Source organism: Allobosea vaviloviae, assembly GCF_001298265.1.
GTDB classification, from domain to species: domain Bacteria; phylum Pseudomonadota; class Alphaproteobacteria; order Rhizobiales; family Beijerinckiaceae; genus Allobosea; species Allobosea vaviloviae_B.
Map to the genome: position 1 here is coordinate 159480 of NZ_LGSZ01000078.1, position 10964 is coordinate 170443.

A 10964-nucleotide genomic window follows, 5' to 3' on the forward strand; every position below is an offset into this window, starting at 1 on the left:
AAGGGGACCATCATGGCCGACATCAGTCTCGAAGCCGTCACGGGCAAGCTCAACCGGGTCGGCTATGAAGCCTTCATCCAGGCACTGCGGCAGGCCAAGGGGGCCGGCAACCGCAATGTCGAGCTCGCCCATTGGCTCGCCCAGATCCTGCTGCGGCGCTCGACCGATATCGGCCTGACCGCGCAGCATTACGGCCTCGACATGGCCAGGCTCGCCGCCGACATCGGCGGGGTGATCGAAGGCTTCCGCAAGAACGAGACGGAGATGCCGGGCGTCGCCAACAACATCGTCGATTTGCTCGATCGCGGCTGGCACTACGCCACGCTGTTCTTCGGCGAGACGCAGATCAGGACCGGCCATGTCCTGGTCGCGGCGCTGAAGTCGCTGGAGCTGCGCCGGGCGCTGACGGGGATCTCGAAGGAGTTCGGCAAGATCCCGGTCGACGAACTCGCCGCCGGCCATGCCAAGATCTGGGAGGGCTCGGAGGAGGAGAACCTGCGGCCGATGGACGGCTCGGGACTGCGCGCGGCGGGCACGCCGGGGGCAGAGCAGGCGGAAGGGGCAAAGGGCACGACCGCGCTCGACCGCTTCTCGCAGGACCTCACCGTCAAGGCGCGCTCGGGGACGATGGACCCGATCCTCGGCCGAGACGACGAGATCCGGCAGGTCATCGACGTGCTGATGCGGCGGCGCCAGAACAACCCGATCCTCACCGGTGAGGCCGGCGTCGGCAAGACCGCGATCGCCGAGGGCTTTGCCCAGCGCGTCGCGGCGGGTGACGTGCCGCCGCCCCTGAAGAACGTCAGGGTCGTGGCGCTCGACATTGGCCTGATGCAGGCCGGCGCCTCCATGAAGGGCGAGTTCGAGCAGCGCCTGCGCTCGGTCATCGACGAGGTCCAGTCCTCGCCGACGCCGGTGATCCTGTTCATCGACGAGGCGCATACGCTGATCGGTGCCGGTGGCGCAGCCGGCACGGGCGACGCCGCCAACCTGCTCAAGCCTGCGCTGGCGCGCGGCACGCTGCGCACGATCGCGGCGACGACATGGTCGGAATACCGCCAGTATTTCGAGAAGGACCCGGCGCTGACCCGGCGCTTCCAGCCGGTGCAGGTCGACGAGCCCGATGTCGCGCGCTGCTGCACCATGCTGCGCGGGCTGATCGGCCCGATGGAAAAGCACCACAAGGTCCGCATCTCCGATGCCGCGATCGTGGCGGCGGTGACGCTGTCGCATCGCTACATCCCGGCGCGTCAGCTGCCCGACAAGGCGGTGAGCCTCCTCGACACGGCCTGCGCCCGCGTCGCGATCAGCCAGACCGCCACGCCCGCGGCGATCGAGGATGCCCGCGTCGGCATTTCGGCGCTCGAGCAGGAGAAGGCGGCGCTGGTCTCCGACCAGGATCTCGGTGGCGAGACCTCCAAGCGGCTGGCCGAGATCGATGTCGAGATCGCCGAGCGGCAGGAGAAGCTCGCCGCGCTCGAAGCCGCCTGGGCGGGCGAGCTTGCGATCGTCGAGGAGATCAAGGCGCTGCGGGTCAAGCTCGGCGAGAAGCCGCCCGAGCCGCTCGCGGATCCCAAGGCCGATGTCGCCCGCGAGGTGGCGGCCGGCGATGCCGGAGAGGCGGCTCCCGAGGCCGTAGCCGCAGCCGCGGCCGAGCCTGCCCCAGTTGTCGATCCCGCCGCCGCCCGCATCACGCTCGCGGAGAAATTCGCGACGCTGGGCGAGATCGATCCCGCCCAGCGGATGATCTACGCCCATGTCGACGAACAGTCGGTCGCCTCCGTCGTGTCGGACTGGACCGGCATCCCGGTCGGCCGCATGGTCGCCGACGAGATCGAGACCGTGCTGAAGCTCGCCGAAACGCTGAACAAGCGTGTCGTCGGCCAGGATCACGGGCTCCAGATGATCGCCCGGCGCATCGAGACCAACCGCGCCAAGCTCGACAACCCCAACAAGCCGATCGGCGTGTTCATGCTCTGCGGCCCTTCGGGCGTCGGCAAGACCGAAACGGCGCTGGCGCTGGCCGAGCAGCTCTATGGCGGCGAGCAGAACGTCATCACCATCAACATGTCCGAGTTCCAGGAGGCGCACACCGTCTCGACGCTGAAGGGCGCGCCTCCCGGCTATGTCGGCTATGGCGAGGGCGGGCGCCTGACCGAGGCGGTGCGGCGCAAGCCCTATTCGGTGGTGCTGCTCGACGAGGTCGAGAAGGCGCATCCCGACGTCCACGAGCTGTTCTTCCAGGTCTTCGACAAGGGCGTGATGGAGGACGGCACCGGCCGGCGCATCGACTTCAAGAACACGCTGATCATCCTGACCTCGAATGTCGGAACCGACGAGATCATGCGGATGGCGGCCGATCCGGTCGAGCGCGCCGATCCCGAGGCGATGGCAGTCGCGCTGCGGCCGGCGCTGCTCAAGGTCTTCCCGCCGGCGCTGATCGGGCGCCTGGTCACGATTCCCTATTATCCGCTGTCGCCGGACATGCTGGGCGGGATCGTGCGGCTCCAGCTCGGCCGCATCGGCAAGCGCATCGCGGAGAACCACGGCGCGGCCTTCGTCTATGACGACGCCGTGGTCGCGCACATCGTCGCGCAGTGCAACGACCCCGATTCCGGCGGCCGCATGATCGACAACATCGTCACCAACTCGATGCTGCCGGCGCTGTCGCGCGCGATCCTCGGCCTCCAGCTCGAAAAGAAGCCGCTGACCGAGGCGAAGGTCTCGGTCGAGAACGACGCCTTCGCCTACGCCGTGTCGTGACCCCGTTCGGGCGGTTCGGGGTGCTCTGCCAAGGGAGCGGCCGATGATGCAGCCAGCGCGTCTGAAGAGCCGGTCCGTCGCGCCGGTCGGTCCCGGCGAGCCGTCGCGCCAACCCGAACCGCGCCGGAAGCGGCCGTCGCGGGTCGGCAAGTTCGGGCGGCTGCTCGTGTTGCTGCTGGCGGTGTTCGGCACCGGCTGGGCGGCCATCGCGAGTTGGCTGCTCTGGCAGGAAAAGGCGGCCGTTGCCACGCTCCAGCAGGAACAGCAGGTTCTGCAGGCGAGCTATGACGAGAAGATGCGGGCGTTGACGCGAAGGCTCGTCTCCTCGATCGCGACCCAGCGAGCGCCGGGTGCCGTCACCAAGGAGGGCGGCGGTGGTGGCGACGATCAACTCGCCGACCTGATCACGCGCCAGATCGAGCTCGAGGCCCGCCAGAACCTGCTCGGCATGCTGACGGGCCAGGCGGTGGCGCCGGTTCTGCCGGGCAATGGCGCGCAGGCGCCGGGCGGGGCGACCGGCTTTGCCGCCAACGACCCGTTCCAGGGCAATATCCTCGAACGGATCAATCCGGCGGTGGTGGCGCCGCAGAAGCGCCAGATCGCCGCCGCGCTGCAAGCTGAGGACCCTCTGCCGCTGGCGCAGCGCGTCGCGGTGTTGCAGCGATCACTCGATCGCGTCGATCTCGCGCAGGGTCAGCAGGTTTCGGCGCTGGGCCTGAAGCTCGTCGGCCGGGTGCAGGAGATCAAGGCGTCGCTGACCGATCTCGGGCTCGACGTCGCCAAGGTCCGGCTTCCGCCGGCGCGACAGGCCATGGGCGGTGCGCTAGTGCCGCTCTCCGTCACGATGCGGCCGGGCGGCTTCGAGCACAGGATCGTGCAACTCGGCGATGGGCAGGCCACCTTCGGCCGCTGGCGCGACCTCGCCCAGATCGTGCCGCTGCGGCGCCCGCTCGACGGCGACGACAGCACGACGAGCAATTACGGCATGCGCACCGATCCGTTCACCGGTGTCGCGACGATGCATGCCGGCATGGATTTTCGCGGCGAGACGGGCACGCCCGTGCATGCAGCTGGCGCGGGCAAGGTGCTGCGTGCCGAGGTCGCCGGCGGATACGGCAACATGGTCGAGATCGACCATGGCAACGGTATCACCAGCCGCTACGCCCATCTCAGCGCCTTCGACGTCAAGGCCGACCAGATCGTGCCGCCCGGCGCCGTCGTCGGCCGGCTCGGCTCGACCGGCCGCTCGACCGGGCCGCATCTGCATTACGAGACGCGGCTCGCCGGCGAGGCCAGCAACCCGCTGAAGTTCATCGAGATCGGCAACCGCCTGTCGCAGCCGGCGCTGCCGGCGGGGGTTCGCTAGGATCCGCGTCAACGGCCGTTGAGCAGACGGCTCCGTCCATTCCCGTCATTGCGAGCGCAGCGAAGCAATCCAGAAGGTCTCGCTCGACGTCCCCCTGGATTGCTTCGCTGCGCTCGCAATGACGTGGGGGGTCAGGCCGCGACCTGGTCCGCCATGAAGGCCTCCAGCGCCTCCTGTTGCTCCGGCGTCAGGCGCAGGCCGAGCTTGCTGCGGCGCCAGAGCACGTCGGCTGCGCCCTTGGCCCATTCGGCCCGCATCAGGTAGCGCACCTCGCGCTCGAAGAGGTCGGCGCCGAAATGACGGCCGAGATCCTCGACGCGGCCGGCGCCGGCCAGGATGTCGCGTGCCTTGGTGCCATAGGCGCGTGCTAGCCGCGTCGCCGTCTTCCTGGCGAGCCATGGACAGGACGCGACAATGGCATCGACCTGCGCCTCGAAACCATCGACCGGGAAATCGCCACCGGGCAGGGTGCCGGTCACGGTCCATGTCGGGCGGGCGGCCCAGCTCGCATGGGGGCCAAGCTTCTCCAGCGCCGATTCCGCCAGGCGGCGATAGGTCGTGATCTTGCCGCCGAAGACCGAGAGCAGCGGTGCCTGGCCTTGCGGCGCATCGAGCGTCAGGACGTAGTCGCGCGTCGCCTCCTGCGCCTTGGAGGCGCCATCGTCATAGAGCGGCCGTACGCCGGAATAGGTCCAGACCACGGATTGCGGCGTCACCGGCTCGCGGAAGTACTCGCTGGCGGCGGCGCAGAGATAGTCGATCTCCTCCGGCGTCGCCTTCGCAGCCGAGGGGTCGCCCTGGAAGTCGCGGTCGGTGGTGCCGATCAGGGTGAAATCGCGCTCATAGGGGATGGCGAAGATGATGCGACCGTCGGCGTTCTGGAAAATGTAGCAGCGGTCGTGCTCGTAAAGGCGGGGCACGACGATGTGGCTGCCCTGGACCATGCGGACGGCCGCCTTGGTGTTGGAGCGTACCACGCCGCCGAGCACCTCGCCGACCCAGGGGCCGGCGGCGTTGACGAGCGCCTTCGCCAGCACGGTCTTGCGGGCGCCGCCGCTCTCGCTGGTGATCCGCCAGAGCCCGCCCTCGCGATCGGCCGAGACGACGCGGCTGCGGGTGTGGATCGCTGCGCCCTTCGCGGCGGCGTCCATGGCGTTCAGCACGACCAGACGCGAATCCTCGACCCAGCAATCGGAGTATTCGAAGGCCTTGGCGCCATCGTCCTTGAGCGGACGCCCTGCCGCGTCATGCGCGAGGTCGAGCGTGCGCGTCGCCGGCAGGCGCTTGCGGCCGCCGATATGGTCGTAGAGGAACAGGCCGAGCCGTAAAAGCCAGGCCGGACGCAGGCCCTTGTGATGCGGCAGCACGAAGCGCAGCGGCCAGATGATGTGCGGCGCGATGGCCCAAAGCCGCTCGCGCTCCATCAGGGCTTCACGCACCAGCCTGAACTCGTAATGCTCGAGATAGCGCAGCCCGCCATGGATCAGCTTGGTCGAGGCCGATGAGGTCGCGCTGGCGAGGTCGTCCTTCTCGAACAGGATGACGGAGGCGCCGCGCCCGGCGGCGTCGCGGGCGATGCCGCAGCCATTGATGCCGCCGCCGATGACGGCGAGGTCGTAGACGGTCTCCGAATCGCTCATGGGCGCCATCAGGCCTTGAAGATGGTTTCGCCTGCAAGCCCGTGGCGGGCGCAGGCGTTTCGTGTGTCGACGACGAGCTTCGCATGAGCCACGATCAGCGTGTAGTCGACCTCGTCATGGTCGGTGGCGATCAGCACGGCGTCGAAGCCGGCGAGGCTTTCCGCCGTCAGCGGCGTGCTGGCGCGGGCCGCGAGCGCGCCGTGCTTGCGGCTCTTGCGGATCGCGGGGATATGCGGGTCGTGATAGGCGGCTTGCGCGCCCCGGCTCTCGATCAGCTCGATCAGCTTGAGGGCAGGGCTCTCGCGCATGTCCTCGACATTCTTCTTGTAGGCGAGGCCGACGACCAGGATCCGGGAGCCGCTGAAGCTGCGGCGCAGCCTGGAATCGACCAGTTCCGCCAGCCTGTCGACGACACGGTAGGGCATCTCGGTGTTGATCTGGCCGGCGAGTTCGATGAAACGCGTGGCGATGTCGAATTCGCGCGCCTTCCAGGTCAGGTAGAACGGGTCGATCGGGATGCAGTGGCCGCCGAGCCCCGGGCCCGGATAGAACGGCATGAAGCCGAAGGGCTTGGTCTTGGCGGCGTCGATCACCTCCCAGATGTCGATGCCCATCGCCGCGTAGACCTGCTTCAGCTCGTTGACGAGCGCGATGTTGACGGCGCGGAAGATGTTCTCGGTCAGCTTCACCGCCTCGGCGGTGGCGGTAGAGGAGACCGGCACGGTCCTGACGACGAGGGCGGCATAGAGCGCATCCGCCATGGCGAGCGCGTCGGGGCCGTCGCCGCCGACGACTTTGGGGATGTCGGAGGTGCCGAACTGGGCGTTGCCGGGGTCCTCGCGCTCGGGCGAGTAGGCGAGGTAGAAGTCGGTGCCGCTGGCGAGCCCCGTCGCCTGTTCGAGGATCGGCCGCATCAGCTCATCGGTGGTGCCGGGATAGGTGGTCGATTCCAGCACGACGAGCTGGCCCTTGCGCAGGCGCTTGCCGATCTCCTGCGTGGTTTTCACGACATAGGAGAGGTCGGGCTCGCGATGGCGCGAGAGCGGCGTCGGCACGCAGATCAGCAGGGCATCGGGCTCGGCCATGCGGTCGAAATCGGTCGTCGCCTCGAAGCGGCCATTGGCGAGGCCTTCGACGATCAGATCCATCGGGATGTGCTTGATCGTCTCGCGGCCGGCGTTGATCTGGTCGACACGGGCCTGGTCGATGTCGAAGCCGACGACCCGGATGCCCTGGCGCAGCGCCGCGAGCGCCAGCGGAATGCCGACATAGCCGAGCCCGACCACGCCGATCACGACCGAGCGGTCGCGCACTCTGGCGATGAAATGCTGCGCCGCCTGGGCAATGAAATCCTGCGCCGCCTGCGCCGTCATGAGCTCGCACCTTCTCGCAATGACCGGGATCGTCCCGACCATTCACGGCTTTGCCGGTCCCATGCGGTGTTCACCACGTGGATGCTCGCCGCCAGGGCGAGCATGACGAGAACGACTCCCGCGCTATACGGATTGGAAGCTGGTCGGGCAAGGATTCGGGATCGGACGACATGGGCATGAAGGCGCGGGAGGAGGGCGGGCAGGGCGGATGCCGGTCGGCGCGCGTGCTCTACGCCATCGAATCCGTCCTGCAAGGGCTCGGCGCAACGATCCTTGCCGCGCTCTTCCTCGTCGTGATGGCGGCGGTGATCCGCCGCTACCTGTTCGGCGGCGGCTTCGTCTGGTCGGACGAGCTGGCGATCTGGCTGCATGTCGCGCTGATCGCTGTCGGGGCGCCGCTGGCGGTGACGGGGCTGCTGTCGATGCGGCTCGATGTGCTGGTGGGCCTGCTGCCCTCCGGCTGGCGCGGGATCGCGGATGCGCTGGCCGGGGGCATCGCCATCCAGGGCGCGCTCGTGCTCGCCTTCGGCGGCGCGGGCGTCGCCATGCTGGTCGGCGGTACGTCCACGGTGCTCGGCTTGCCCGAATGGCTGCGTTTCGCGGCCTTCGCCGCAGGCGGCGGGCTGGTCGTGCTGGTCCTGACGCTGCATGCGGCGCTCGAGCGAGGCTGGCCGGCTGCGCTGGCCGCGCTCCTGCTCGGCGCGGGCTTCTACGGTCTGTCTCAGCTCCCGTCCGGCCTGTCGCTGACGACGCCGAGTGTCGCAGCCGCCGTTCTCGCGGCAGCAGGGCTCCTGCTCGGCGCGCCGCTGCCGTTGGCGCTGCTGGCCGGAGCATCGATCGCCAGCGCCTTCGGCGGGCTGCTGCCCGAGCCGGCCATCGTCCAGAACACGGTCGCGGGCGTCTCGAAGTTCCTGCTGCTGGCGATCCCGTTCTTCCTGCTGGCCGGCGAACTCCTGACCTCGGGTGGGCTGGCCGAGAGGCTGGTGCGCTTCGCCGCCGCTCTCGTAGGGCACCGGCGCGCGGGCCTCGCCCAGACGGCGCTGGTGTCGAGCGTGCTGTTCTCGGGGGCTTCGGGCTCCTCGGTGGCGAATGCCGCGTTCGGGGCCAAGGTGATGGCGCCGACGCTGGTGGCGCGGGGCTATCCGCCGGCCCATGCGGCGGCGATCGTTGCCGGCGTCTCGATGCTCGACAACATCATCCCGCCCTCGATCGCGTTCCTGCTGCTGGCGACGGCGACGAACCTCTCCGTTGGGGCGCTGCTCGTCGGGGGCTTCGTCGCGGGCGGCGTGCTCGCCGTCGCGCTCGCCATCGGCATCCATCTGACGGTGCGCGACGTCGTCGATGCGGCGCCGAAGGCGGACGCGCGCGAGGTGGCGTCGAGCCTCATCGGCGCGCTGCCGGCGATCGGGCTCGGCGTCGTGGTCGTCGTCGGCATCCGCTTCGGCTTGGTCACGGTGACGGAAGCCTCGGCGCTGGCGGTGAGTTACGCGCTGGTGACCTGCCTCGCGCTGCGAAGCCTGGACGGGCGCAGCGTGCTGGCCGCGTTGCGACGCACAGCGACGGAAGCAGCCGCGATCGGGCTGCTGATCGGCGCATCCGCGCCCTTCGCCTTCCTGCTTGCGCTCGACCGGGTGTCGGATGGGATGGCCGGGCTGGTGACGGCGCTCGGCGGCGGGCCCTATGCGGTCATGCTGCTCGCCAATCTCGTGCTGCTGGTCGCCGGCCTGTTTCTCGACATCGGCGCCGCGATCCTGCTGCTGGCGCCGCTGCTGCTGCCGGTGGCGATCGCGGCGGGCCTCGATCCGATCCAGTTCGGGGTGATTCTCGTGGTCAACCTGATGATCCACGGGCTGACGCCGCCGCTCGGCATCCTGGTCTATGTCGTCAGCGGCATCATGCGGGTTCCCGCCGGGGCGGTGTTCCGGGCCGTGCTGCCGCTGCTTTGCGTACTCTTGGCCGCGCTCGCGCTGCTGTCGCTGATGGCTGCGGCCTGGCCCTCGCTTGCGCCATCCCTCAAGGCGCTGTTCTGATGCACCAAGACGCCGACAGGATCTGCCGATGACCGTCACCGACATCGCGACGCGAACCTACAACCATGGCTGGCGGCTCGATCCGATCATTCGCAGCCTGCTCGACACCGATTTCTACAAGCTGCTGATGCTGCAGATGATCCGCGCCTTCCATCCGGAGGTCGAGGTCACCTTCTCGCTGATCAACCGTTCGAAGCATATCCGCCTGGCGGATATCGTCGACGAGGCGGAATTGCGCGCCCAACTCGACCATGCCCGCGAGGTCCGCTTCTCGAAGAAGGAGCTGATCTGGCTGGCGGGCAACTCGTTCTACGGCAAGACGCAGATGTTCTCGCCGGAGTTCATCGCCTGGCTCGCCGATTTTCGTCTCCCGGAATACGATCTGCGCAAGGTCGACGGACAGTACGAGCTGCATTTCGAGGGGCCCTGGACCCACACTACGATGTGGGAGGTGCCGGCGCTCGCCATCATCAACGAGCTGCGGGCCCGGCGCGTCATGGTCGGCCAGAAGCGATTCTCGCTCGACGTGCTCTATGCCCGCGCCAAGGCCAAGATGTGGGACAAGGTCGAGCGGCTGCAGACGCTGCCGAACCTGCGCCTGTCGGATTTCGGCACGCGGCGGCGGCACGGCCATCTCTGGCAGCGCTGGTGCGTCGAGGCGCTGAAGGAGGGGCTGGGGCCGGCCTTCGGCGGCACCTCCAACGTGCTGCTGGCGATGGACAACGATCTCGAGGCGATCGGCACCAACGCCCATGAACTGCCGATGGTGCTGGCTGCGCTCGCCGACAGCGACGAGGACCTGCGGCGCGCGCCCTATCGCGTACTCGACGAATGGCGACAGGTCTATGGCGGCAACCTGCTGATCGCGCTGCCCGACGCCTTCGGCACGACGGCTTTCCTGCGCGACGCTCCCGACTGGGTCGCCGACTGGACGGGTTTTCGGCCGGATTCGGCGCCGCCGATCCCGGCCGGCGAGGAGATCATCGCCTGGTGGCGGGAGCGCGGGCGCGATCCCAGGGAGAAGCTGCTGGTCTTCTCGGACGGGCTCGACGTCGATGCGATCGAGCGCGTCTACAGGCATTTCGACGGCAAGGTCCGCATGGCCTTCGGCTGGGGCACCGATTTGACCAACGACCTCGTCGGCTGCTCGCCCGACGGCTCGCGCGCGCTCGACCCGATGTCGCTGGTCTGCAAGGTCACGAAGGCGAACGGACGCCCGGCGGTGAAGCTTTCCGACAATCCCGAAAAGGTCTCGGGCGAGGGGGAGGCCGTGGCGCGCTACCGGCGGGTGTTTGCGGATCACGAGATATCATAGTTCAATTTGATGATTATTGGGGAGCGTTCTTCATGCTATGCCGCTTTTCTCGCAGGTTTCCCAATTATCTTGCTGCGATTTTAGAGAAAGGAGAGGGACTTAAGAGAAATTTTCGTGAGGAAACAGGTACTGATCTTCTGACTGCCGGTTTATTAGGTCTGAGCACGTTTGGGATCTATGTTGACTATCCTGATGAGCCTACTACAGGCGCCGACATGGAGTGGGTTTTTATTTCTCCTAAGGATGTTGGCGGGGGGCGTTATCTTAGGCTTCTGATTCAAGCTAAGCGTGCTAGGTCGTGTGGACAAACGGGATTCCCAAAACAACTGATGTCTGATTCAACGCTGCTGTTTGAGGAGGGCAGCGGTGCTTCGCGGGTTGATGAGCGACGCGGAATGGGCGTTCTTCGCGCCTTTCCTGATCGAGAACCGGACGCAGGGCGGGCGGCGGCCCTTGGACCATCGGCGGGTGCTCGAC

7 protein-coding genes are annotated in these 10964 nt (G+C 67.9%); 5 read left to right on the forward strand and 2 right to left on the reverse strand.

The features are described 5' to 3' along the window. Positions 1 to 12 precede the first annotated feature (12 nt). The gene (gene tssH / locus AE618_RS24800) at positions 13 to 2763 is read left to right on the forward strand and encodes a type VI secretion system ATPase TssH (RefSeq protein ID WP_054211735.1); all 2751 of its coding nucleotides are present in this window, start codon (positions 13 to 15) and stop codon (positions 2761 to 2763) included. 43 nt (positions 2764 to 2806) lie between these two features. Further along, positions 2807 to 4129, forward strand: a complete 1323-nt coding sequence (locus AE618_RS24805) for a M23 family metallopeptidase (protein ID WP_054211736.1) — start codon at positions 2807 to 2809, stop codon at positions 4127 to 4129. A gap of 131 nt (positions 4130 to 4260) precedes the next feature. Here AE618_RS24805 and glpD read toward each other — a convergent pair whose 3' ends face one another. Further along, positions 4261 to 5769: a glycerol-3-phosphate dehydrogenase gene (glpD, locus tag AE618_RS24810; protein WP_248311015.1), complete on the reverse strand. Its 1509-nt coding sequence runs from the start codon at positions 5767 to 5769 to the stop codon at positions 4261 to 4263. An 8-nt stretch (positions 5770 to 5777) separates the two neighbouring features. Next, positions 5778 to 7142, reverse strand: a complete 1365-nt coding sequence (locus AE618_RS24815; protein WP_082365557.1) for a nucleotide sugar dehydrogenase — start codon at positions 7140 to 7142, stop codon at positions 5778 to 5780. Positions 7143 to 7312: 170 nt separating this feature from the next. On the opposite strand from AE618_RS24815, the gene AE618_RS24820 reads away from it, so the two are divergent. The 3 genes from AE618_RS24820 to AE618_RS28690 all read left to right on the forward strand — a co-directional run. Beyond that, positions 7313 to 9172: a TRAP transporter large permease subunit gene (locus AE618_RS24820; protein ID WP_054211738.1), complete on the forward strand. Its 1860-nt coding sequence runs from the start codon at positions 7313 to 7315 to the stop codon at positions 9170 to 9172. Between the two features lie 28 nt (positions 9173 to 9200). After that, the gene (gene pncB, locus AE618_RS24825; RefSeq protein ID WP_054211739.1) at positions 9201 to 10487 is read left to right on the forward strand and encodes a nicotinate phosphoribosyltransferase; all 1287 of its coding nucleotides are present in this window, start codon (positions 9201 to 9203) and stop codon (positions 10485 to 10487) included. A gap of 32 nt (positions 10488 to 10519) precedes the next feature. Continuing rightward, positions 10520 to 10964: DUF6615 family protein (locus AE618_RS28690; RefSeq protein ID WP_210166472.1), on the forward strand; the 445-nt coding region annotated here is incomplete at its 3' end.

Coding starts and splice junctions, on each gene's coding strand:
- tssH (WP_054211735.1), top strand. CDS start 13: ATGGCCGACATCAGTCTCGAAGCCGTCACGGGCAAGCTCAACCGGGTC.
- AE618_RS24805 (WP_054211736.1), top strand. CDS start 2,807: ATGATGCAGCCAGCGCGTCTGAAGAGCCGGTCCGTCGCGCCGGTCGGT.
- glpD (WP_248311015.1), bottom strand. CDS start 5,769: ATGAGCGATTCGGAGACCGTCTACGACCTCGCCGTCATCGGCGGCGGC.
- AE618_RS24815 (WP_082365557.1), bottom strand. CDS start 7,142: ATGACGGCGCAGGCGGCGCAGGATTTCATTGCCCAGGCGGCGCAGCAT.
- AE618_RS24820 (WP_054211738.1), top strand. CDS start 7,313: ATGGGCATGAAGGCGCGGGAGGAGGGCGGGCAGGGCGGATGCCGGTCG.
- pncB (WP_054211739.1), top strand. CDS start 9,201: ATGACCGTCACCGACATCGCGACGCGAACCTACAACCATGGCTGGCGG.